Origin of the sequence: Enterococcus sp. AZ035, from assembly GCF_050548325.1 — a bacterium.
Lineage (GTDB): Bacteria > Bacillota > Bacilli > Lactobacillales > Enterococcaceae > Enterococcus > Enterococcus faecalis.
On sequence record NZ_CP172958.1, the window covers coordinates 341,850 to 364,596 of the forward strand.

Consider the following 22,747-nt stretch of genomic DNA (forward strand, 5'->3'; position numbering starts at 1 on the left):
AGTATATAATAGGAGAGATTTATTATGACAATTGTACATGCAAGAGTAGATGAGCGTTTAATTCACGGACAAGTTGCAACCGTTTGGACGAATACGGTTGGCGCACAAAGAATCATGGTAGTAAATGATGCCGCTGTCAAAGATCAATTACAAATTGGTGCCTTAAAAATGGCTAAGCCTGCAGGAGTTAAATTATCCATTTTATCAAAACGTAAAGCGATTGAAAAAATTTTAGCAGGCAATTATGATGAAGAAAAAGTCTTTTTAATTACGAAAGACATTGCAGATATGGCGGCTTTAATTGATGGCGGTGTTCCGTTGCAGAGCTTCAATGTCGGCAATATTTCTCAAAAAGAAGGCAGTCGAGCAATTAAAAAATCTGTTGCATTAACCGATGAAGATATTCAAACCGTTCGTCGTTTAACAGATAATGGGGTGACTATTACCGCACAGATGATCCCTTCTGAACCAAACGAAGCAATTTTAACTTTCATAAAATAGAAATGGAGATGAGAAGATGGAGCCAATCCGTTCAATCAGACAAAAATATAAGGACTTTTCCAAAGTAAATAAGAGAATCGCAGACTATATACTGAAGGATCCGACCCGTCTTCTCTCATTAACAGCAAACGAAATTGCTAGCAATAGCGAAACTTCTCCGGCGTCAGTTACCCGTTTTTCTAAACAATTAGGGTTTGACAGCTGGGAAGAGTTAAAACTATCCATTGCAGCGGTACAAGCTGCCAGTAACGGTAAAAAAGATATTGATCCAATTGTAGCGGCGGATGATTCGGTGGATACTATTTGTATGAAAGTGGAATCTTTATTAAATGCTACGATTGAGGATTTATTTTATACAGTGGATAAACAAGCCTTGGAACGAGCAATCGCGCATGTTAAAAAAGCGGAAAAAATTCATTTGGTTGGAATTGGTGCCTCTTCTTTAACGACTTATAATCTTTATCACAAGTTTAACCGCGCTGGTCGCCAAGCAATTTTTAATTATGATAGTCACATGATGTTGGAGTTTTTAAATTATGCAACGGCACAAGACATTTTGATCACGGTCTCCTATAGTGGTTTGACAAAAGAAGCCTTAATCGCCTGTGAAATTGCCAAAAATAGAGGCGCAACGGTTATTTTTATTACCAGTAACGATGGAGAAAACGTGCGATCATTGAGCGATGAAGTTCTTTTAGTCCCCAATAATGAGCACCTCATTCGAGTTGGGGCTATTTCATCGATTGCTTCGTCAATGGCAATTGGCGATGTTCTGTATTTAGGTTCAATTCAAGATGATTTAGACACAGAAATTGAACGCAATATGATTGAAACGAGTCAACTTGTCAGCCGTCTAAAAGAGAAGTAGGGGTGTGCAAGCAAATGAACTTAGAAGGATTAACGACAGAAGCCAGAAATGAAGCGACTAAAAAGATTGACCAAGTGTCAACATTAGAAATGGTAACTTTAATAAATCAAGAAGACCAAAAGGTAGCACAAGCAATTGAAAAGGTGCTTCCGCAGATTGCTGCAGCAATTGATGCAGCGGCAGAACGATTTAAAAAAGGGGGCCGTTTAATCTATTGTGGTGCAGGAACGTCTGGACGTTTAGGTGCTTTGGATGCGATTGAATTAACACCCACATATAGTGTGTCGCCAGAACGCGCATTTGGTATTTTAGCTGGTGGTGAAAAAGCAATGTATCAAGCAATTGAAGGCGCTGAAGACTCGAAAGAATTAGCTATCGAAGATTTAACGCAACATCAATTGACTGCCCGAGATGTCGTAATTGCGATTGCTGCTAGTGGTCGGACACCATATGCTGTTTCCGCAATTGAATACGGAAAAAAAGTGGGCGCTCTAACCATTTCAGTTACCTGTAATAATCAAAGTCCGATGAATCAATTGGCGGAAATTGGGATTGCGCCAATTGTAGGACCGGAAGTCATTACAGGGTCAACTAGAATGAAAGCGGGTTCAGCACAGAAAATGGTGTTAAATATGTTTTCAACAGGAATTATGGTTAAAGTAGGGAATATCTATCAAAATTTGATGGTCAATGTACAACCAACGAACGAAAAATTAATTCAACGTGCCACGAATATCATTAAAGAAGCAGCAGAAATCGAGGAATCGCAAGCCAAAGAATACTTGGAGGCAGCACAGCTAGAAGTGGCACCAGCCATTGTAATGGCGAAAGCCCACGTTGATTTTCAAAAAGCCAAACAACTATTAGCAGAACATGACGGACGGATTTCAGAAGTTTTAGCATAGAAGTGGTGAACAATGAATCAAATCGCAATTCAAGAAACAATTCAGAGACTGATTAATCAGCAAGTCGTTCCGGGTGTCGCTTGGGGGACGATCACAGAAGATAGCTTATCAGAACAGTATACGGGCTTTTTAGGTAATACTGGTCCATTTGCAAGACAAAAGATTTCATCAGCTAGCCTGTATGATTTAGCGTCCTTAACGAAAGTTATTGGGACAACAAATCGAATGTTACAATTAATCGATACAAATCAGCTTACATTTTCAACCACTGTGGGGGAAATCCTACCTGATTATCAAGGACTATCTTGTTCGATTGGGGAGCTTCTACTGCATCAGAGTGGATTGCCAGCTGATGTTGTCGATAAGAAAAATGTCACAAAAAAAAGCTTGCAAGAAATCATTTTAACGCATTCGTTATCTGAACGAGGGAAAACCACTTATTCTGATTTAGGGTATTACTTATTGGGAGAAATTATTCAAGTATTGGATCGCTGCTCATTAGAAGAGAGCTTTCAAACATACGTATTTCAACCAATGAACCTACAGCATACAAGTTTTACGGTCAGCGATTTTGCCCAGGCAGTGCCCACAGAGATTACAAAACAACGCGGCGTTATTCAGGGAGTGGTCCACGATTCGAAAGCCTATCAACTAAAAGCGCCAATTGGCAGTGCAGGTTTATTTGCAACTTTACCAGATTTACTCACTTTTGTTCAGTGTTTTATGAACAATCGCTACCCGTCTGGCAAACCATTATTTTCTGAAAAAATGTTCACTGCTCTCTGGTCTATGAATCAAGGGGGACGTACATTTGGTTGGGAAGTGAAAAAGACGCAAGCAGGGGCAGACTATTTGTATCATACTGGCTTTACTGGAACGGCGATTGGTATGAAAAAAGAGACCAAAGAAGCCCTAATTTTGTTAACGAATCGGATTCATCCCACTCGTGAAGAACGTGGCTTTCTGAAAGCACGAACAAAAATTTATCAGCAGTATTTTTAGGAGGATATGATGAAACCAAAATTAATTTTAATGAGCCATGGACGGATGGCAGAAGAAACCTTAGCTTCTACTCAAATGATTGTCGGGGAATTAGCAGATGCTGCGATTGTGTCAATGACCGCAGAAGATGGCTTGAGCGGCACGCAAGCAAAACTGGCAGCAATCTTAAAAGAAGCTGGCAATGTCCCGACGCTTGTATTAGCTGATTTAAAAGGAGGAACACCTTGTAATGTGGCTATGATGGCCATGGGCACTTATCCGCAATTGCGAGTAGTCGCTGGACTTAATTTAGCAATGGCAATTGAAGCAGCCGTCTCACCTGTGGAAAATGTGGATGAATTAGCTGCATATTTAACGCAAATTGGCCAATCTGCGGTGACCACGATTGACTTACCTGAATTAACAGATGAAGAAGAATTTGAAGAATAGTAAAAAGGTGTTGTCTTTAAGACAACACCTTTTTTTAAGAACCAGGGATATTCCGTGGTTCGTTTTTGGTTGTGACAAAGAAAAAGAACAGACTTAGTAAAATAACTAGGATGCCATCGTTAAACATCGGATTTACGAAGTTTAAAATAGCACTTAAGATAACTGGCACGGTAGCACAATACGTAATAATTTTTAAACAATCAATCAAACGTAAAGAATAAAAACGTAATTTTGAATAGAGAGATGCACCGATAGCGGCAATCAGTAAGTCTAAAACTAAACCGATTAGAACAGGGTAGATAGCCACTAAAAAGACAATGAGTTTTGTCCACCAGGGGATCGCTGCCTCACTTAGCGCAGTCTTGATACTCTGAGCGTTAACGCCATCTAAGGTTCCTTTACTATAGGGGAAGATAAATTGGTCGGTGCCTAGAATTGATTCAGTTGCGCCTGAATTTGGTAAGGCGACTACAAATTCATCTTGTAAAAAAGCCAAACCAAACGCATTACCAATTAAATCCTTTTGGACATCAGCGGCTGTACGTTTTCCATCTGGATCAAACGTAAAAATAATCGAGTCGGTTTGATAAATAAAGCCAGATTCTTTGGCCTTTGTTTGCAACGTGCCATTTTCAATAGAAAAGTCAGGCAACTTTTCTGCAATTTTTTGGCCATCTTGTTGCACCTCTTGTAGCACAGAAAAGACTTGTTTGGTAATAGGTAGTGCTAAAATAGCACTTAAAAAAACAGCATAGAGAATTACTTTCCAAAACGCCATTTTTTTCGCATGCCGTAATTCTGAAACTGAAAAAAAGGCCTGCTTAAATAATTGCAATGTATTCATTTATTTACTCCTCACATCATTCTTCTACAGGTCATTCTAGCGAATTTATGAGGGAAACACAAGGTAATCTCCCTCTTTTGTAAAACTTTTCTTTTGGCAAGCAAACTATTTTGTAGAAAGCGGTTCACTCTGTTATCATAATAGTTGTATGAAAGACGTATGTTACATACTAAAAAATAGGGGGATTTAAAAAATGACTTACACATTACCAGAATTACCATATGCTTATGATGCATTAGAACCTTACATTGACGTGGAAACAATGCACTTACACCATGATAAACACCACAACACTTATGTGACTAACTTAAACGCAGCGATTGAAAAACATCCAGAATTAGGCGAAAAATCTGTAGAAGACTTAATTTCAGATATGAATGCTATTCCTGAAGATATCCGTACAGCCGTTCGTAACAATGGTGGCGGTCACGCAAACCATACATTCTTCTGGGAAATTATGGCACCAAATGCTGGTGGACAACCAACTGGCGCTATTAAAGAAGCAATCGATGAAACATTTGGTAGCTTTGATGAAATGAAAGCTGCTTTCAAAACAGCTGCAACTGGCCGCTTTGGTTCAGGTTGGGCTTGGTTAGTTGTGAATAACGGTAAATTAGAAATCACTTCAACACCAAACCAAGATTCACCATTAATGGATGGTCAAACACCTGTTTTAGGTCTTGACGTTTGGGAACATGCGTATTACTTAAAATATAAAAACGTTCGTCCAGATTACATTGAAGCATTCTGGAACGTTGTTAACTGGGATAAAGTAAACGAACTTTTTGCAGCAGCAAAATAAGTTTGCCAATTGTGAAGGAAAGAGTCAAATGACGGCTGTCATTTGACTCTTTCCTTTTACAAATCCAGGGTCGAAATAGTTGTTCGTTTATGGCATACTAAAGTAAGTAGGGAAAGATAACGGATACATAAAGAAGGAGCTAAAAAAATGAATGTTATGATGCAAAAAGTACACGGGTCAGAAAATGATTTCTTTTTATTGGATGAAACACAGTTTGAGCGTTCTTTAACCGCTGAGGAAATTGAGCAATTGCGCATCCAGTTATGTTCGCGGGAAACAGGATTATTGGCGGGAGCAGATGGGTTACTTTTGGTAGGAGAAGGGACTCACGGCACGTCCAATGCTAGAATGCGAGTGATTAACAGCGATGGTAGTGAAGCAAGCATGTGCGGGAACGGCTTGCGTACGGTTGCCCGTTATTTAGCTGAAAAAAACCAAGAAAAATCATTTACAGTTGAAACAATGTTTGCAGATTTGAAAGTACGTCAAGCCCCCAATTTAGCTGAAGAAGTAGCGACTTACCAAGTGGAAATTTCACCAGTAAGTTTTGAAGCAGTCACTATCCCAATGCATTTAGGGGTCCAAACATTAATTGATGAAATCGTACCAGCCTTATCTAACACCATTCGCTTTACAGCGGTAGCAGTGCCTAATCCGCACCTTGTAGCATTTGTGGATCATGAAACCTTAAATGGTCCAGAATTTGAACGAATCGCTACCTATGTAAATAATGAAAATCCATATTTTCCAGAAGGGATAAATGTGAGTTTTGTTGAAATTCTTGGCAAAAATCAACTATTTGTTCGAACGTATGAACGTGGTGTAGGTTTTACAAGTGCTTGTGGGACAGCTATGTGCGCAAGTAGTTTACTTTATACGTTATTGAAAGATGGTGTTTTTTATGAAGAAATAACCGTCAAAAATGCTGGAGGTATGGTGAAAACAGTCGTCCACGAAACGTCTGATGGCAGTTATTGGATGGAATTAATTGGGAATGCCACGATTACGCATTTGATTGAAGGATCACTGACTGATTTACTAAATGGTGCATTTGAGAAAATAACTATTACTGAAACGAATGAACAGAAACATTATCAAGAATTTCTGCAAACACTTTCTCAAAAATAACAATTGTTCCTTGATAAAGCACTCTTTTATTTTACAATTGTGTTAAGTTCTTGTTCCAAAAAATAAAAAATATTGCTTGAATAAGCAAACTATGAGAAAATAAAGGGCATGAATTAAGAATTATTCTTAGATAAACGAGGAAGTGTCTTATGAAACTATGGAAAAAAGTAGTACTGGGCTTCTTGAGCGTCTTGCTAGTGGTAGTAGCTGGGGTATGTGCTTACGGGATTAAGATGTATTCAGATGCCAATTCAACAATTAATGGGATCTATCAATCAGTTAACCGTAAGTCCAATAAAGGAGCCACGGCCAATATTGATGCGCAAGAACCATTCTCTGTTCTTTTAATGGGGATTGACACAGGCGATTTAGGTCGAACAGAACAAGGTCGTTCAGATACTACAATGGTTGTAACCATCAACCCGAAAGAAAACAAGTCCACAATGATCAGTTTGGATAGAGATATTTTAACAGATATTGTTGGAAATGACACACAAGACAAATTGAACCATGCCTATGCATTTGGTGGCGCCGAAATGGCGATTAATACAGTCCAAGAATTACTGGATATTCCCATCCATCACTATGTATCCATCAATATGAAAGGGTTAAAAGACCTGATTGATGCGGTAGGCGGTATTGAAGTAGATAATACGATTGGTGAATTTACGTTGGACGGTATTACTGTTCCAGCAGGTAAAATCAAGTTAGATGGCACGACAGGTTTGGCTTATGCGCGGATGCGTCACGAAGATCCTGAAGGAGATGTGGGTCGTCAACGCCGCCAACGAGAAGTTGTTGAGAAAATTGTGCGCAAAGTCATGAGTTTTGATGGTGTTTCAAAATATCGAAAAATTCTTGATGCTGTTGAAGCCAATGTAAAAACAGACTTAACTTGGGATGACATGATGGACATCCAATCAAAATATTTGTCTGCCTTTAAAACAATTGACTCTGAACAATTACAAGGATACAGTGCAACTATTGATGATATTTATTATCAAGTCCTAGATCCAAATAGTTTATACAAAACACAAACAACACTTAGAAAACAACTTGGTTTAAAAGAACATGCTTCTGAACGTGAAAAAGATTTAGCCTTTTATAATCAGTTTAGCTATGCTGTTACAGATACTGCACTGATTGGTGAATCTGGTGATTCAAGTGCCAATAGCTCTACTAGTTCGAGTAGCACAGCGGACACCACAGCCGGTCAAACAGAATACAACGGCAATACGCAACAAGCAGCAGAAGGAGCCTACGATCCGAATACGTACGTTGACCCAAATACGTACACAGATCCAAACGCTTATGCTGATCCAAATACGTATGTGGATCCCAACGCACCACAATATTAATCTGTTAAACAAGCTCGAAAACTTCTATTTCTGATGGAAATAGAAGTTTTTTTCTTTTATTCTAGAAATTTTTTTCAGAAGGTGTTATAATTGGACTATACCAAAATAAACCGTAAGGAGCGTGTCAAAATGCAAATTATCCGTGTAGCAAATGCAGAAGAAGGCGGCAAAAAAGCGTTTGAATTAATTAAAGAAGGTATGAACAATGGTGCGAAAGTTTTAGGCTTAGCAACAGGTAGTACACCAGAAACATTATATAAAGAAATGACAGCAAGTGATATCGACTTTACAGAAATGACTTCTGTAAACTTAGATGAATATGTTGGTTTAGGTGGCGAAGATGAGCAAAGTTACCGTTATTTCATGAACAAACACTTATTCGACAAAAAACCATTTAAAGAAACATTTGTACCAAATGGTAAAGCAGAAGATTTAGATGCTGCTTCCGCAGAATATGAAAAAATTATCGATGCACATCCAGTAGATATCCAAATCTTAGGTATTGGTCAAAATGGACACATTGGTTTCAACGAACCAGGCACACCTCTAGATAGCTTAACACATGTCGTTGAGTTGACTGAATCAACAATCAACGCAAACAAACGTTATTTTGACAAAGTAGAAGATGTCCCAACACGTGCTGTTTCTATGGGGATTGGCTCAATCATGAAAGGTAAAAAAATGATTTTAATGGCTTATGGCGAAGCAAAAGCAGAGGCCATTAAAGGAATGATTGACGGACCAGTAACAACAGACATGCCAGCAAGTGCATTACAAAACCATCAAGATGTTGTTGTAATCATTGATGATGCAGCTGCAAGTAAATTATAATCGTTGATGAAAAAGAACTTGAAACATAAGGATTTCCTTATGTTTCAAGTTCTTTTTTTGTTATACTGGAAGTAATAGAAGAAGAGGTGAAAAGGATGTTACAGCTAACAATTCCAGAAATTATTTTACGGTTAGTCCTAGCGATGGTGATGGGTGGCGCAATTGGTTTTGAAAGACAATATAAGAATCGCCCAGCAGGGATGCGCACTCACATTTTAGTTTGTATGGGCGCGGCTATTATTGCGTTAATTCAGTCGCAAATTGCAATCAATGCATTGAAAGATGCGTTAGCTAATCCGGCTTTGACGGGGGTCATTCGTTCAGATCAAGCAAGGTTGATTGCACAAGTTGTAAGTGGAATCGGCTTTTTAGGTGCTGGAACCATCATTGTAACGAAACAAAGTGTCACCGGATTGACGACAGCAGCGTCACTATGGACCGTTGCTGGTTTAGGGATCGCGGTGGGCATGGGCTACTATACGATTGCCTTAACAAGTTTTATCGGTGTATTATTTGCCTTAACCATTGTCAAACGAATTATTCACGTACCAACAATCAAAAAATTAGAAATTCGCTATCAACATAAACAAGAAACCAAAGAATTTATTAATCAGTATTTTGAAGAAAAACATATTGAAATTTATGATGTGAATTTCAATGTTTCTTGGGTGGATGATACAAAAATCTATACGAATATCTATACTATTGATTTACCTAAAGGCCTAACGTATGCCGATGTTATCGAAGATCTATCTGTTTCAAATAATGTAACAAAATTACGATTGATTAATGTGTAGAAACATCTATTTATAATTAATGACAACCGCTATAAGTTAAAATGCTTATGGCGGTTTTCTTCTAGGACCTAGGACTGATTTTTTAAGTTTAATATTTCAAAAAGATTACAAAAGAGTTATGATTGTATTACGAGTTAGAAAGAAAGGTGATAAGTAAGATGAATAAAAAAAATAAATTTCTTAGTATTATTGTTGTTGTCGTTGTGATTATTGGTGCATTTGTGATGAAAGCTTATAATCAATTGATTACTTTAGATAATAAAGTCGAAGCAGAATGGTCACAAGTAGAGAATGTAATGCAAAGACGTGCTGATTTAATTCCTAATCTTGTCAGTAGTGTTCAAGGCAGTATGACTCAAGAAAAAGAAGTTTTAAAAGAAATAACGGAAGCACGTAAAGCATACGCAGGAGCAAAATCTTCTTCTGAAAAAGGGCAAGCAAATGAGCAAATTGAAAAAGGATTAGGTAATTTTGTTACAGTATTGAATGAAGATTACCCAAAGTTAGCTTCTTCTGAAAATGTCAAAACCTTAATGACTCAATTAGAAGGATCTGAAAATCGAATTTCTGTTGAACGCCGTAACTATATACAAGCTGTTGAAACATATAACCAACAGATTTCAAAATTCCCTGATAAAATAATTGCAAAACTTTTAGGATTTGAGAAGAAAACTAACTATGTTGCGACAGAGCAGGGAAAAGAAGTGCCACAAGTAAAATTTAAATAAAAAAATTATAGAAAATTTGGGTTAAAAAGAAAGAAGTGAGGAAGGTTGGATAAAAAAGTCGAAAAAATTCAAGAAAAAGTTCGTTTGTTTTATAAAAAGCATCAGCGGAATACAACGATTGTTGTGGTAATTAGTTTAAGTATGATTTTAATATTAGGAATGGCTGCTTGGCATGAAGGAAAGGGAATCTCCTATGAAGCAAAACAAACTGCACTGAGAGAGAAGCAACAAGTCTTACAAAAAAAGAGAGACGATATTTTAGCAGGGAAAATGACTGAAGCGTCAACCCAGACAACAATAAATAACTTTTCTAAACAAGAAATAACTGGTGAAAATGAATTAGTGACAATTACTGGAACGAATGGGCAGTTGAACATTAATGATGCTAATATCTATGTTTCAGATAATGCAGGTATTGTCTCAAATCAACTTAAACAGAAAATGTTTCAATTGAATCAACAATTGTTGGAAAATGCGAATGGCGCACAATTTATGCTTATTACCGTTCCTGCGTTACCTAGTGGGGAATCTGTTGAATCTTACAGCAATAAGATTGCTAATCAATTAGGTGTAGGGGATCGTGAAAAAAATAATGGTGTGGTTTTTCTAATGGCAATTGAGGATCGCGAGTCTCGCTTGGAAGTTGGATATGGCTTAGAGAGTATTTTAACGGATAGCTATGCGGATGATATTATTAATAATGAAGAAGTAAAAGAGGCTTTTAGAGACGAGGATTATAATACAGGTCTCAATAAAATTATTGATCAAGTATCGGCTGCAATCAATTCAAAAACCGCACAAGTGGATAATGAATTAACAAATATACAAGCAGAGTTAAACACTAACACAACGAAAAGAAATGTTCTTTTAATGGCAAGTATTGCTGGGATGCTCATTTGTGCTGTTTATATTTTACAAATTTTAAGAACAAGAAAACTTGTTAAAAAAATGTATCAAGATTATTTGAATTGTTTACCAACAAAGGCTGTCCTAAATAACTCAGAACAGACAAAGAAAGTATTAAATAAGATGAAAAAGACTTCTTTTTATTGTTTATATCTTAATGGAGCAACGTTATTTGCCACAAAAGGGAAAATAAGACGTGCCACTAAGCGTGGTTCTTTACTAAGTATATATCCAAATGCAAAAAAACAATCTTTTGGGCGTTTATTAGTAGGAGATACTTTATATAGTTATGATGGTAGTGTTTTGACGTATGCTTATTTAAACTCACAATACAATCCGTCTAATCATAGTAGTTCTGGTAGCAGCAGTGGTGGTTCATTCGGTGGCGGCTCATTCGGCGGTGGCGGTGCCTCTGGAAGTTGGTAAAATAAAAAGCTAGAAACGTTAATCGTTTCTAGCTTTTTGCTATTTATCTAAACCGTAAAGATAGTCATCATCTTTCATGGCTTCAACTGTTCCTAGTAAATAGCCATTTCCTACTTGAGAGAAGAAGTCATGGTTGCTAGTTCCTGTCGAAATACCATTCATTACAATCGGGTTCACATCATTGGCTGTATCCGCAAATAAGGGATCCATACCTAAGTTCATTAAAGCTTTGTTGGCGTTGTAACGTAAAAAGGTTTTTACTTCTTCGGTCCAACCTAAGTCATCATATAATTCTTCTGTATAACGTTCTTCGTTTTCGTACAATTCGTAAAGTAAATTATACATCCAGTCTTTTAGTTTATCTTGCTCATCTTCTGGTAATTCATTAAATCCTAATTGGAATTTATAGCCAATATACGTGCCGTGCACTGATTCATCACGGATAATCAATTTAATAATTTCAGCGACGTTCGCTAGTTTATTGTTTCCTAAATAGTAAAGGGGAGTGTAGAACCCAGAATAGAATAAAAACGTTTCTAAAAATACACTAGCAATTTTTTTCTCTAACGGAGTACCGTTTTTATAAATTTCGTTAATCCGTTCTGCTTTATATTGCAGATGTTTGTTGGTATTTGTCCACTCAAAAATATCATCAATCTCTTTTTTTGTATTTAATGTACTGAAGATAGAAGAATAACTTTTGGCATGGACAGATTCCATGAATTGGATGTTATTTAAGACGGCTTCTTCATGAGGCGTCCGCACATCATTTCTCAGTTGATCCATGCCGCTTTCTGATTGAACAGTATCTAATAAAGTTAAACCGCCGAAAACGTAGCCGACAGTAGTTTTTTCTAAATCGGAAAGAGTCCGCCAATCATCTAAGTCATTGGATAACGGAATCCGTGTATCTAACCAAAATTGTTCGGTTAATTTTTCCCAAGTGGATTTATCAATGACGTCTTCAATGGCGTTCCAGTTAATTGCTTCATAATACGTTGCCATGGTTATTCCTCCTGTATGCTGGGACAGCAGTCTATTTGACTAGTTGTCTCGTTTCTTCGCTTAAAACGTTCTACAGAGTCCAAATAGGAGCGTGCAGCCGTTCTTCTTTGTCCAGTATATCTGAAAATGTCCTGTTTAAAAAGAGAACATTCCTAAAAAATAAGACGCTCAAGCAGAACGCCTTATTTAAGTGCTTTTCATTAAATCACGCAAGACTCACATTGATTGCTGCCAATTTCTTCAGCATCATCTGTAAATGTACGAATATAGTAAATTGATTTAATCCCTTTGTTGAACGCATAATGACGTAAAATGTTCAAGTCACGGGTTGTTTGTTTTGGTGTTTCTTTCCATTCATACAAGCCTTCAGGGATTTCTGAACGCATAAACAAGGTTAAACTCATTCCTTGATCAACGTGTTGTTGCGCTGTTGCGTAGACATCAATCACTTTGCGCATATCCATATCGTAAGCAGAAGTATAGTAAGGGATTGTATCATTCGCTAAATAAGGCGCTGGATAGTAAATCTTACCAATTTTCTTCTCTTGACGTTCTTCAATCATGCGAGTAATTGGATGAATGCTGGCACTAGTATCATTAATATATGAAATTGAACCATTTGGCGCTACGGCTAAACGATTTTGATGATAAAGACCATCTTTTTTCACAGCATCGCGTAACGCAGCCCAATCTTCAGCTGTTGGAATCTGAATGTCTTTGAAGATTTCTTTCACTTTATCAAATTTTGGTGTAAAGTTGCCTTCAATATATTTATCGAAGTAAGCACCAGAAGCATAATCTGATTTTTCAAAATTGTGGAAGACTTGGTTACGTTCTCTCGCAATTTGGTTACTTTCCATTAAAGTCCAGTAATTTAATAACATGAAATAAATGTCTGTAAAGTCTAGTGATTCTTCAGAGCCGTATTCCATATGATTTTTAGCGAAGAAGGTGTGTAAGCCCATTGCGCCTAGTCCGATTGTATGGCTTAAACGATTTCCATTTTGGATAGTTGGCACGACATCAATTTCAGAAGCATCTGTTACAAAAGTTAACGCACGCGTCATAGCGCGGACAGATTTTCCAAAGTCAGGACTTTCCATTAAATTAACAATGTTAGTTGAACCTAAGTTACAACTAATATCTGTTCCTAAAACTTCATATTCTTGTTTCCCATTAATAACAGAAGGCGTTTGAACTTGAAGAATTTCAGAACATAAGTTACTCATGATAATCTTGCCATCAATCGGATTGTTTTTGTTAGCTGTATCAATATTGATGATATAAGGATAGCCAGATTCTTGTTGTAATTTAGAAATTTCATTTTCTAAGTCACGGGCTTTAATTTTACGTTTACGTATGTTTGGATTGGCCACTAGGTTATCATATTCTTTGGTGATATCTACATAGGAATAAGGCACACCATATTCGCGTTCCACACTATAAGGACTAAATAAATACATATCTTCGTTGTTACGTGTTAATTCGTAAAATTTATCAGGAACAATAACACCCAGAGACAACGTTTTTACACGGATTTTTTCATCAGCGTTTTCTTTTTTAGCAGATAGGAACATTTCAATATCTGGATGGAAGACGTTTAGATAGACCACACCAGCACCTTGACGTTGACCTAGTTGGTTAGAGTAGCTAAAGCTATCTTCAAATAATTTCATAACAGGGACAACACCACTTGCTGCGCCATCGTAACCTTTGATTGGTGCGCCCGCTTCACGTAAGTTGGAAAGAGTAATCCCTACGCCACCGCCGATTCGTGATAATTGAAGGGCAGAATTAATTGAACGCCCAATGCTGTTCATATCATCTGTTACTTGAACTAAGAAACAAGAAACCAATTCACCTCGACGTTTACGCCCAGCGTTTAAGAAAGAAGGTGTGGCTGGTTGATACCGTTGATGGATCATTTCATCCGCCAATGTTAAAGCCAACTCTTCATCGCCATCCGCAAAATACAAGGCATTAAAGGCAACCCGATCTTCATATGTTTCTAAATACTCTGTTCCGGCGTTGTTCTTTAAAGCGTATTGAGAATAAAATTTATAAGCCGCCATGAAAGACTTGAATTGGAAATGTTGTTCATCTAAGAAAGCATACAATTTTTCAATAAAGTCCATTGAATATTTTTCGATGAATTCAGTTTCAATAAAATCTTCTTTCATTAAAAAGTTGATTTTTTCTTCAGCAGAGCTGAATTTACGTGTATTCGGTTCTACATTTTCTTTAAAGAAGGCTGCGAGTGCTTCTTTATCTTTATTTAAAGGGATTTGACCATCAACAGGACGGTTAATCTCGTTATTCAGTTTGAAATAGCTGACATCTCTAATTTCTTTTAGACTCAATTTCTTCCACTACTTTCTTAAAGGTCTCCACGTCTTCGTCTGTTCCGCTAAACTCAAAGGAGTATAGAAGCGGAACGTGGTAATCGCGGGCAATATCTTTGGCGGTATAGACAAATAATTCAGCAAAATTACGGTTGCCCCCACCAGCTACACCAACTAACAGTTCTTGGTTACTTTTATAATCAAGAAAGTCATTCACTACCTCTGTAATTTCTGCATCATAGGTAGGAATGACAAGAATAAAAGGCTCATTTATTTCAAAAAAAGGATTCGCTGGCTCAAGTTCATAAGCAGGCAAATCCAATTTTTTAATAAAGCGCCTTGTTTGACCGGTGACTGAAAAATAAACAAGTTTCATCTTAGCTAGCCAATTGTTTTAATTGGTCTGGACGGAAGCCAACAACGGTTGTTGCTTCAGATGTGATTACCGGTACGCTTTGGAACCCTTGTTCTTTTAACCAGTCGATAGCATCTGGTTGTGCATCGATATTGATTTCTTCAAAAGCGATGTTATTTTCACTTAGGAAACGTTTCGCCATTTTACATTGGATACAGTTATTTTTTGAAAAGATTTTTACGTTCATTGAAAGTTCCTCCTCTTTTTTTCTACATAGACTAGTATAAATCTATGTAGAAAAAAGTCAACACTTTAACACTATATATTGTGGTGCGTTTTTCTCATAATACTAGTTTTTGTGTTTTTGAAAGAAAAATGAAAACACGTGAATCCTCGTTTTTGGGAGAAAAAACACATTGGTCAGTGTTTGACAAACAAAAAAATTAAAATTTTGAAAGAGAACATTTAGTGAAAAAACACTAAATATTGTGTTGACATTTGAGTTAGGCACAAGAAGAAAAAATAAGCGGATTTGTTATTGAATGAGTGGAATTTTATAGTAGCTAGTAACATAAAAAACAAGAGCTGACTTTTTTCAAAAATGGTAACCTGAAAAAAGTGTCTCTATATAGAAGGAAAATAGAAGAAAACAGGAGATACATCCAGAAATTCATTGACTTTCCGTGTAAGCAAGCGTATTCTTTTAATTGAGAACGATTCTCATTTTCGTTTGAAACTTTTTCACATGGAGGAAAGTAAATGATTACGTTAGCGCAGGCAGAAGTTGGGAAAGTCTATACAGTCGAAAGCGTCCAAGCAGATGTTCAGACAAAGAAACATCTGAACAATTTAGGTGTCGTTGCAGGCCAAGCAGTTGTCCTTGTCAATTATCAGAATCAAAATGGTATTGTTTTATTACATAATAGTCGAATTGCGCTGACAGATACGATTTTACAAGCGATTCATGTGGAGGAGCGCTCGGCGAATGAGAAAGTTTGGGTCTCCTTAGATACCTTGAAAGTTGGAGAACGCGCTACAATAGTAGGGATCCACGGACAAGGAGCGGTGAAACGTCGGTTGATGGACATGGGCTTAACAAAAGGAACAGTAATTTTTATTCGCAAAGTAGCTCCTTTAGCTGATCCAATTGAAATCAATGTACGTGGCTACGAACTAACGTTACGAAAAAGTGAAGCGGAACTAATCTTGGTTGAAAAGGAGGAAAGCGAATGACTCAGCAAATTGCACTAGCCGGCAACCCTAATAGCGGTAAAACGACAACGTTCAATATGTTAACAGGAGCCAACCAATATGTTGGAAACTGGCCAGGGGTGACTGTGGAACGCAAAGAGGGGGTGGCAAAGAAAGATAAGACACTCATTATTCAAGATTTGCCAGGGATTTACTCTCTTTCTCCTTATACGCCTGAAGAAATTGTGGCACGAGATTATCTTTTGGAGGACCAACCTTCAGTGATTTTGAATATTCTCGATGTGACCAATTTGGAACGGAATCTTTATTTAACAACACAATTAATTGAAACTGGATTACCGGTTGTTTGTGCGTTAAATATGATGGATTTGTTGGAAAAAAACGGCCAAACATTGAATAGTGAAAAGTTAAGTTATGGCTTAGGCGTGCCTGTCGTTGAGATTAGTGCTTTGAAGAATCGTGGGTTGGATCATGCTTTAAAACAAAGTAAGCAGCGAGCGAATGCCATAGAGACAGAGGTTATTTATCCTTCTTATGATAATCGCTTAGAAGCAGCACTTGCTGAAATTGTTGATATTTTAGGGAATACTGTTCCTGAAACGCAACAGCGTTGGTATAGTTTAAAACTTTTTGAACGAGATGTTCGAACCAAAGAGCAATTATTATTGAGTTCTTTTCAAGAAAAAGAAATTGAAGAAGTCATACAAATTACCGAAAAAATCTTTCAAGATGAAAGTGAAGCCATTATCATTAATGAACGCTATGCCTTTATTGCTCGATTAATTGCTTTGTGTGCGACGAAAAAAACAGAAATGACATTTACTCACAGTGATAAGATTGACCGAGTGGTAACCAATCGGTGGTTGGCGTTGCCAATCTTTGCGTTTGTGATGTGGTTGGTCTATTACTTATCTATTCAAACGGTTGGTACAATGGGGACAGACTGGTTAAATGATGTCTTTTTTGGGGAATGGGTTCCTCAATTTGTGGGAAATTGGTTGGCGCAATGGCAAGTAGCGCCATGGATGCAAAGTTTAATTTTAGATGGGATCATTGCAGGTGTTGGGGCGGTGTTAGGATTTTTACCACAACTGGCCGTCCTGTTTTTATGTTTAGGTTTTTTAGAAGATTGTGGCTATATGGCCCGGATTGCCTTTGTCATGGATCGCTTGTTTCGGAAATTCGGCCTATCTGGTAAGTCGTTTATTCCAATGTTAATTGCGACAGGTTGTGGGGTCCCAGGCGTGATGGCTAGTCGAACGATTGAAAACGAACGCGATCGGCGAATGACTATTATGGTCACGACTTTTATGCCATGTTCGGCGAAGTTGCCAATTATCGCTCTGATTGCAGGTGCATTTTTTCCTAACCAAAGTTGGGTCTCGCCCTCTGCTTATTTCTTAGGGGTTGCTTCCATTGTGTTATCAGGAATTGCTTTAAAAAAGACCAAGCATTTTTCGGGAGATCCAGCACCATTCATTATGGAACTTCCCGCCTATCATTTGCCACAGCTTAGAAGTGTGGTTCGGCATGCCTATGAACGATGTCGCTCATTTGTAAAAAAAGCAGGTACGATTATTTTTGTTTCCAGTATTCTCATTTGGTTCATGTCACATTATTCTGTGACGTTTCAACCCGTTCCAGAAAGTCAAAGTATTCTAGCATTTCTAGGTAAAGGGTTGGCGGTGCTATTTATCCCATTAGGTTGGGGTAATTGGCAAGGGGCAGTTGCCACAATTACAGGATTGATAGCGAAAGAAAATATTATTGGTACCTTAGGCATTTTATTTGGCAATGTGAAAGATGTTTCTGAAAACGGGGTAGAAGTCTGGGGCGCACTGCAACACACCTTTACGCCAGTCGCGGCCTATTCGTTCTTAACTTTTAACTTATTATGTGCACCTTGTTTTGCTGCAATTGGCGCAATTCGTCGTGAAATGGGAGACCTTAAATGGACATTAGGAGCCATTGGTTATCAATGCGGTTTGGCTTATATGGTTAGTTTTGTGATTTATCAATTAGGCCATGTGTTAGTCGAAAAAGGCACACTAACTCTGGGGACTTTTTTAGCGATGGGTGTTGTTTTAGCTGGATTTTATTTCCTTATAAGAAAACCAAAGCCAGGCAAAGAAAGTGTCCAAGCAATCACTTCTTTAGAAAGAGGGTAATAACGGATGGCAACAATTATTTTATCCATTTTAATTTTTGGAACAGCAGGAATCATCACCTATCGACGAATCAAAAAAGGGGAAAGTTGTGAAGATTGTCAAACAGCTTGTCCTGTAAAAAAAGAACAATCTTCACAAGAATAACAACTGAAAAAAATTCCCTCTTGTATAAATAATAGCGGAGTGCTACAATATTGAGGTAGCTGAAAAGCCATTTTATACAACGGGGGCATAGCTCAGTTGGTTAGAGCATCTGACTCTTAATCAGAGGGTCTAGGGTTCGAATCCCTATGCCCCCATTGGGTGCCAAACCCACGAGAACGGTATTCTGTCGGCGTCTTAGGACGTTTCGAAGACGGAGTACGCGTTCTCTTTTTTTACATAAAATGTCGTGTGTCGTGAGAGATACACTAGTTAAATCGGTTAAAGAATGCTACGCTTAGAAGAGCGAGAAAGTACGTTATATAAAAAAAGTTAAAAATTTTTCAGGCTAAAAAAGCGAATTTACCAAAAAGCGCACTTTTTGGTTCCTATGAAACGAAAAAGTACGTACTATACAGCATGTACGGCACGGTATATGATGATATCAGAAAACGTTAAAGGAGCGAATCAAATGATTACATCACTAGCAGATACAGTAACATTAAACAACGGCACTAAAATTCCAGGAATGGGTCTCGGGGTATTCCAAATACCAGATGAAGAGACAGCAAAAGTGGTCGAAGAAGGGATTATAAATGGTTATCGTTTAATCGATACAGCGCAAATCTATGGCAATGAATCTGGCACAGGAGCGGGAATTAAAGCAGGCTTAGCGGCAACTGGTTTGAACCGTGAGGACTTATTTGTTACCTCGAAAGTTTGGAACGCGCATATTTCCTATGATGAAACAATTCAAGCTTTCAATGATAGTTTGGAACGTTTAGGTTTAGATTATTTAGATTTGTATTTAATTCATTGGCCAGGAAATAATTCTTACAAAGAATCATGGCAAGCTTTAGAAACTTTATACGCCGAAGGAAAAGTGAAAGCAATTGGTGTCAGCAACTTCCAAGTTCATCATTTAGAAGATTTACTTTCTTATGCAAAAGTTGTTCCGGTAATTAACCAAGTGGAACTACATCCAAAATTGGATCAAAAAGAAGTGCGTGATTTCTGTGAAAAACATGATATCAAAGTCCAAGCTTGGTCACCGTTGATGCAAGGTCAATTATTATCGAATGAAACCATTTTGGCGATTGCTGAGAACCATAATAAATCAGCAGCCCAAGTGATTTTACGTTGGGATATTCAACAAGATATCTTATTAGCCGTGAAATCTGTCCACAAAGAACGGATGATTAACAATGCAGCGGTCTTTGATTTTGAACTAAGTGCAGAAGAAATGGCACAAATTAACCAATTGAATGAATCGTTACGTGTGGGACCAGATCCAGACACGTTTGATTTCTAAAAATTAACTAGGAGGAGATATAATGAGTGAAGCAGTTAAAGGTTTTTCAGTAGTCAACCACGTGGGGATTACAGTCAGTAATTTGGATGAATCAGTGAAGTTTTATGAAGCATTAACAGGAACAAAAATCGCAAATCGTGATGAAATTGGTGGAAAACGGATGGCCCAAACACAAGGGTTAGATGATACATTAATCAAGTATGCCAATGTGCATCTAGAAAACATCAATATTGATTTATTAGAATATGTTAAACCAAAATCAGAAAAAGCTTCTTATTCCAACGAACAAATTAGTGCAATGCATATGTGTTTCGAAGTGGAAGATATTGATGCAGCTGTTGCACGTTTAAGAGCGATTGGCGTAGAACCTGATGGAGAGCCGATTACATTCCAAGAAGAAGATGGCTTGAAGAGCGGTTTTGGTACAGGGGTCGCTTACTTTACCGATCCAGATGGTACAAATTTAGAATTGATTGCTCCTAAAGGTCCATTTACACGAAATTAAGTTAAAGGACTTTCAAACAAACATCAAAAAGAACCCCTCATTCTAGTTACTGGTACTAGAATGAGGGGTTCTTTTTATTTTTTTAGACAGAAGCAGCTAAAGAAAAGATATTCCAAATCCGTAATTGATGGTATACTAAAACGTAACAAATAAAGGAGGAAGACAATTGATTCTTAGCGTCTTAACAGTTATTTATTTTATTAATGCAATTATTGCGGGAATTACCATTTTGTTAAAACCTCGAGATGTAGCAGCAATTTGGGCATGGCTACTCGTACTGATTGCTCTACCCGTTTTTGGTTTTTTCTTATATTTATTCTTTGGGCGCGGTTTAACCGACAAAAAGAAATTTTATTTGCAACAAAGTGATTTACGGGAATTAGAGAATTTCCAGAATTTCCAAGAAGAAAGTTTTGAACTTTATAGTCAAAAGATGCCGACGGAGGAGCAACAACAGTTTACAGACTTTTTTTCCTCGTTAAATAGGATGCCTCTGACTAAGAAAAATGATGTTGAAATTTTTACGGATGGTACGGAAAAATTCAATGCGTTGATGGCGGACATAAAAAAAGCTCAGCACTCCATTCATATTGAATATTATGCCTTTGTAACGGATCATATCGGTACCAAAATTTTGAACTTATTAGAAGAAAAGGCGGCTGAAGGGGTTGAAGTGCGGTTGCTTTACGATGCCTTTGGCTCAAAGGGCACCAAGGTTCATCATTTGAATGAATTGAAAAAAAACGGCGGTTTTGTCCAAACGTTTATTACTTCTCAAAAAGCACTCTTGAAGTTTCGTTTGAATTATCATGATCACCGGAAAATTGTTGTTATTGATGGGAAAGTAGGCTACATTGGCGGCTTTAATGTTGCCGATCAATATGCCGGGACGACTAAAAAGTTTGGCTATTGGCGGGATACACATTTACGGATTCAAGGGCCAGCAGCCTCATTACTGCAAATGCGTTTTTTAATGGATTGGAACGTCTCTTCCCCTGAGAAAAATCGTGTGGCGTATCAATTGGATTATTTCTTTAAACTTGAAGCATTGGTGCCAGAGGCAAATACATCCATTCAGATGATTGCCAGTGGTCCTAATAGTGACCGTGAACAAATTAAATTGGCCTTTATTAAATTGATTACTTCTGCCAAGAAAAGAGTCTGGATTCAAACGCCGTATTTAGTTCCTGATGATAGTGTCTTGGCGGCTTTAAAGGTTGCTGCGGCTTCAGGAGTAGATGTTAAAATTATGATTCCAGATAAGCCCGACCATCCGTTTATTTATCGAGCAACACAGTATTACGGCCGCTTGTTGATGAAAGAAAATATTGAAATTTTAATTTATAACGGTGGTTTCTTACATGCGAAAACAATGATTATGGATGATGAAGTCTGCACAGTAGGTTCAGCCAATCAAGATATCCGAAGTTACAAATTAAACTTTGAAGCAAATGCTGTGTTATATGATAAAAAAATCATTGATCAATTAGAAGCAATTTTCTTAGAAGATCGAAAAAAATGTACAACAATGACTCCAGAAGTTGTTCGCGACATGTCCAAATGGTTGATTTTTAAACAACAAATTTCACGATTATTTTCACCAATTCTTTAAAACTGTTTTTCACAAAATGACGAACTTCGGATCAGAAGTTCGTCATTTTTCTTCGGGAATTCTATAAAAGTATAGAAAATCACAAAAAAAGTCAAAAAAATTTTAAAGAATATTTTTTAAATTTTTTCGTTATTTTTTTATCTTTAGTTGCTGTTAAAACAAATAAATCTTATTGTAAATTTGTTATTTTATTTTTGCGAAAAAGGGACATCTTTTATAAAAGTAAAAAAAATTAAGCAAAGAGTGTTGACAAAAAAAACGAAAAGGAATATGCTACATGTACAAGTTAAATACAAAGCAATGACAGAAAAGCAGTAGAGAAATAACCACTGTTACAGAAAGCTAGTGGCGCTGGAAACTAGTACACGTTATTTATCGAATTACATTCTTGAGCTTCTGCCTACAGGGCACGGGTAACAGCGTTATTTGTTAAGAGGTATATAGTATTTTAAATAAATTAAACTATGTATAAATTTGGGTGGTACCACGAGAAATTCGTCCCTAAGTCGTTTCGACGGCTTAGGGATTTTTTGTATTCTTTTTTTGAATACGTGGCAGACCAAAGAAAAT

The 22,747-nt window shown here is 37.3% G+C and carries 23 protein-coding genes, 1 tRNA gene and 1 other annotated feature; of the genes, 19 read left to right on the plus strand and 5 right to left on the minus strand.

Features of this window, described 5'->3' with window-relative positions:
* The first annotated feature begins 24 nt into the window (after positions 1-24).
* The 5 genes from IGL32_RS01730 to IGL32_RS01750 are packed head-to-tail and all read left to right on the plus strand — an operon-like array spanning position 25 to position 3,705.
* Positions 25-501: a PTS system mannose/fructose/N-acetylgalactosamine-transporter subunit IIB gene (locus tag IGL32_RS01730; protein ID WP_002355337.1), complete on the plus strand. Its 477-nt coding sequence runs from the start codon at positions 25-27 to the stop codon at positions 499-501.
* Positions 502-517: 16 nt separating this feature from the next.
* Positions 518-1,369, plus strand: a complete 852-nt coding sequence (locus IGL32_RS01735) for a MurR/RpiR family transcriptional regulator (RefSeq protein ID WP_002355339.1) — start codon at positions 518-520, stop codon at positions 1,367-1,369.
* Positions 1,370-1,383: 14 nt separating this feature from the next.
* Positions 1,384-2,274 carry an N-acetylmuramic acid 6-phosphate etherase gene (gene murQ / locus IGL32_RS01740; protein ID WP_002355340.1) on the plus strand — a complete coding sequence of 297 codons (891 nt, stop codon included), beginning with the start codon at positions 1,384-1,386 and terminating at the stop codon, positions 2,272-2,274.
* 12 nt (positions 2,275-2,286) lie between these two features.
* Positions 2,287-3,276, plus strand: coding sequence for a serine hydrolase domain-containing protein (locus IGL32_RS01745; protein WP_002387687.1), 990 nt, complete (start codon positions 2,287-2,289; stop codon positions 3,274-3,276).
* 9 nt (positions 3,277-3,285) lie between these two features.
* Positions 3,286-3,705, plus strand: coding sequence for a PTS sugar transporter subunit IIA (locus IGL32_RS01750; RefSeq protein WP_002363016.1), 420 nt, complete (start codon positions 3,286-3,288; stop codon positions 3,703-3,705).
* 34 nt (positions 3,706-3,739) lie between these two features.
* Here IGL32_RS01750 and IGL32_RS01755 read toward each other — a convergent pair whose 3' ends face one another.
* Complete coding sequence (locus IGL32_RS01755) at positions 3,740-4,549, minus strand: DUF1189 domain-containing protein (RefSeq protein ID WP_002355344.1); 810 nt, start codon at positions 4,547-4,549, stop codon at positions 3,740-3,742.
* 193 nt (positions 4,550-4,742) lie between these two features.
* Here IGL32_RS01755 and IGL32_RS01760 point away from each other — a divergent pair, with 193 nt between their 5' ends.
* The 7 genes from IGL32_RS01760 (at position 4,743) to IGL32_RS01790 (ending at position 11,525) form a co-directional block, all read left to right on the plus strand.
* Positions 4,743-5,351 (plus strand): superoxide dismutase, encoded by a 609-nt coding sequence (locus IGL32_RS01760; protein ID WP_002361201.1) that lies wholly within the window; start codon positions 4,743-4,745, stop codon positions 5,349-5,351.
* 147 nt (positions 5,352-5,498) lie between these two features.
* A complete protein-coding gene (gene dapF, locus IGL32_RS01765) occupies positions 5,499-6,479 on the plus strand; it encodes a diaminopimelate epimerase (protein WP_002361202.1) in 981 nt (326 codons plus the stop codon).
* Positions 6,480-6,628: 149 nt separating this feature from the next.
* Complete coding sequence (locus IGL32_RS01770) at positions 6,629-7,837, plus strand: LCP family protein (RefSeq protein ID WP_002383706.1); 1,209 nt, start codon at positions 6,629-6,631, stop codon at positions 7,835-7,837.
* Positions 7,838-7,966: 129 nt separating this feature from the next.
* Positions 7,967-8,668 carry a glucosamine-6-phosphate deaminase gene (gene nagB / locus IGL32_RS01775; RefSeq protein WP_002379080.1) on the plus strand — a complete coding sequence of 234 codons (702 nt, stop codon included), beginning with the start codon at positions 7,967-7,969 and terminating at the stop codon, positions 8,666-8,668.
* 95 nt (positions 8,669-8,763) lie between these two features.
* Positions 8,764-9,465 carry an MgtC/SapB family protein gene (locus IGL32_RS01780; RefSeq protein ID WP_002355354.1) on the plus strand — a complete coding sequence of 234 codons (702 nt, stop codon included), beginning with the start codon at positions 8,764-8,766 and terminating at the stop codon, positions 9,463-9,465.
* 158 nt (positions 9,466-9,623) lie between these two features.
* Positions 9,624-10,193, plus strand: coding sequence for a LemA family protein (locus tag IGL32_RS01785; protein ID WP_002385314.1), 570 nt, complete (start codon positions 9,624-9,626; stop codon positions 10,191-10,193).
* A gap of 45 nt (positions 10,194-10,238) precedes the next feature.
* Positions 10,239-11,525: a TPM domain-containing protein gene (locus IGL32_RS01790; protein WP_016617053.1), complete on the plus strand. Its 1,287-nt coding sequence runs from the start codon at positions 10,239-10,241 to the stop codon at positions 11,523-11,525.
* A 39-nt stretch (positions 11,526-11,564) separates the two neighbouring features.
* Here IGL32_RS01790 and nrdF read toward each other — a convergent pair whose 3' ends face one another.
* From nrdF to IGL32_RS01810, 4 genes are all read right to left on the minus strand, one after another.
* On the minus strand, positions 11,565-12,530 hold the full coding sequence (gene nrdF, locus IGL32_RS01795; protein ID WP_002355357.1) for a class 1b ribonucleoside-diphosphate reductase subunit beta: 966 nt from the start codon (positions 12,528-12,530) through the stop codon (positions 11,565-11,567).
* Positions 12,531-12,730: 200 nt separating this feature from the next.
* On the minus strand, positions 12,731-14,890 hold the full coding sequence (gene nrdE, locus IGL32_RS01800; RefSeq protein ID WP_033625396.1) for a class 1b ribonucleoside-diphosphate reductase subunit alpha: 2,160 nt from the start codon (positions 14,888-14,890) through the stop codon (positions 12,731-12,733).
* Positions 14,871-15,248 (minus strand): class Ib ribonucleoside-diphosphate reductase assembly flavoprotein NrdI, encoded by a 378-nt coding sequence (gene nrdI, locus IGL32_RS01805; protein WP_002355359.1) that lies wholly within the window; start codon positions 15,246-15,248, stop codon positions 14,871-14,873. Before nrdI ends, nrdE begins: the two co-directional genes overlap by 20 nt.
* Before the next feature lies 1 nt (position 15,249).
* A complete protein-coding gene (locus tag IGL32_RS01810) occupies positions 15,250-15,474 on the minus strand; it encodes a redoxin NrdH (protein WP_002355360.1) in 225 nt (74 codons plus the stop codon).
* 512 nt (positions 15,475-15,986) lie between these two features.
* Between IGL32_RS01810 and IGL32_RS01815 the strand changes: the two genes are divergently transcribed.
* From IGL32_RS01815 to cls, 7 genes are all read left to right on the plus strand, one after another.
* Positions 15,987-16,460: a ferrous iron transport protein A gene (locus tag IGL32_RS01815; RefSeq protein WP_002355361.1), complete on the plus strand. Its 474-nt coding sequence runs from the start codon at positions 15,987-15,989 to the stop codon at positions 16,458-16,460.
* Positions 16,457-18,607: a ferrous iron transport protein B gene (gene feoB, locus IGL32_RS01820; RefSeq protein WP_002355363.1), complete on the plus strand. Its 2,151-nt coding sequence runs from the start codon at positions 16,457-16,459 to the stop codon at positions 18,605-18,607. The genes IGL32_RS01815 and feoB overlap by 4 nt, the downstream gene beginning before the upstream one ends.
* A 6-nt stretch (positions 18,608-18,613) precedes the next feature.
* On the plus strand, positions 18,614-18,751 hold the full coding sequence (locus tag IGL32_RS01825; RefSeq protein WP_002355364.1) for a hypothetical protein: 138 nt from the start codon (positions 18,614-18,616) through the stop codon (positions 18,749-18,751).
* 81 nt (positions 18,752-18,832) lie between these two features.
* A tRNA-Lys gene (locus IGL32_RS01830) sits at positions 18,833-18,906 on the plus strand.
* Between the two features lie 278 nt (positions 18,907-19,184).
* A complete protein-coding gene (locus IGL32_RS01835) occupies positions 19,185-20,060 on the plus strand; it encodes an aldo/keto reductase (protein ID WP_016617056.1) in 876 nt (291 codons plus the stop codon).
* Positions 20,061-20,082: 22 nt separating this feature from the next.
* Positions 20,083-20,565 (plus strand): VOC family protein, encoded by a 483-nt coding sequence (locus IGL32_RS01840; protein ID WP_002355441.1) that lies wholly within the window; start codon positions 20,083-20,085, stop codon positions 20,563-20,565.
* A 166-nt stretch (positions 20,566-20,731) separates the two neighbouring features.
* Positions 20,732-22,177 carry a cardiolipin synthase gene (gene cls / locus IGL32_RS01845; protein ID WP_002361214.1) on the plus strand — a complete coding sequence of 482 codons (1,446 nt, stop codon included), beginning with the start codon at positions 20,732-20,734 and terminating at the stop codon, positions 22,175-22,177.
* 291 nt (positions 22,178-22,468) lie between these two features.
* Positions 22,469-22,683, plus strand: a binding site (T-box leader).
* The last annotated feature ends 64 nt before the right edge of the window (positions 22,684-22,747 follow it).

Excerpts from the sequence above, each read along its gene's own strand:
- IGL32_RS01730 (WP_002355337.1), top strand. The coding sequence starts at position 25 with ATGACAATTGTACATGCAAGAGTAGATGAGCGTTTAATTCACGGACAA.
- IGL32_RS01735 (WP_002355339.1), top strand. The coding sequence starts at position 518 with ATGGAGCCAATCCGTTCAATCAGACAAAAATATAAGGACTTTTCCAAA.
- murQ (WP_002355340.1), top strand. The coding sequence starts at position 1,384 with ATGAACTTAGAAGGATTAACGACAGAAGCCAGAAATGAAGCGACTAAA.
- IGL32_RS01745 (WP_002387687.1), top strand. The coding sequence starts at position 2,287 with ATGAATCAAATCGCAATTCAAGAAACAATTCAGAGACTGATTAATCAG.
- IGL32_RS01750 (WP_002363016.1), top strand. The coding sequence starts at position 3,286 with ATGAAACCAAAATTAATTTTAATGAGCCATGGACGGATGGCAGAAGAA.
- IGL32_RS01755 (WP_002355344.1), bottom strand. The coding sequence starts at position 4,549 with ATGAATACATTGCAATTATTTAAGCAGGCCTTTTTTTCAGTTTCAGAA.
- IGL32_RS01760 (WP_002361201.1), top strand. The coding sequence starts at position 4,743 with ATGACTTACACATTACCAGAATTACCATATGCTTATGATGCATTAGAA.
- dapF (WP_002361202.1), top strand. The coding sequence starts at position 5,499 with ATGAATGTTATGATGCAAAAAGTACACGGGTCAGAAAATGATTTCTTT.
- IGL32_RS01770 (WP_002383706.1), top strand. The coding sequence starts at position 6,629 with ATGAAACTATGGAAAAAAGTAGTACTGGGCTTCTTGAGCGTCTTGCTA.
- nagB (WP_002379080.1), top strand. The coding sequence starts at position 7,967 with ATGCAAATTATCCGTGTAGCAAATGCAGAAGAAGGCGGCAAAAAAGCG.
- IGL32_RS01780 (WP_002355354.1), top strand. The coding sequence starts at position 8,764 with ATGTTACAGCTAACAATTCCAGAAATTATTTTACGGTTAGTCCTAGCG.
- IGL32_RS01785 (WP_002385314.1), top strand. The coding sequence starts at position 9,624 with ATGAATAAAAAAAATAAATTTCTTAGTATTATTGTTGTTGTCGTTGTG.
- nrdF (WP_002355357.1), bottom strand. The coding sequence starts at position 12,530 with ATGGCAACGTATTATGAAGCAATTAACTGGAACGCCATTGAAGACGTC.
- nrdI (WP_002355359.1), bottom strand. The coding sequence starts at position 15,248 with ATGAAACTTGTTTATTTTTCAGTCACCGGTCAAACAAGGCGCTTTATT.
- IGL32_RS01810 (WP_002355360.1), bottom strand. The coding sequence starts at position 15,474 with ATGAACGTAAAAATCTTTTCAAAAAATAACTGTATCCAATGTAAAATG.
- IGL32_RS01815 (WP_002355361.1), top strand. The coding sequence starts at position 15,987 with ATGATTACGTTAGCGCAGGCAGAAGTTGGGAAAGTCTATACAGTCGAA.
- feoB (WP_002355363.1), top strand. The coding sequence starts at position 16,457 with ATGACTCAGCAAATTGCACTAGCCGGCAACCCTAATAGCGGTAAAACG.
- IGL32_RS01825 (WP_002355364.1), top strand. The coding sequence starts at position 18,614 with ATGGCAACAATTATTTTATCCATTTTAATTTTTGGAACAGCAGGAATC.
- IGL32_RS01835 (WP_016617056.1), top strand. The coding sequence starts at position 19,185 with ATGATGATATCAGAAAACGTTAAAGGAGCGAATCAAATGATTACATCA.
- IGL32_RS01840 (WP_002355441.1), top strand. The coding sequence starts at position 20,083 with ATGAGTGAAGCAGTTAAAGGTTTTTCAGTAGTCAACCACGTGGGGATT.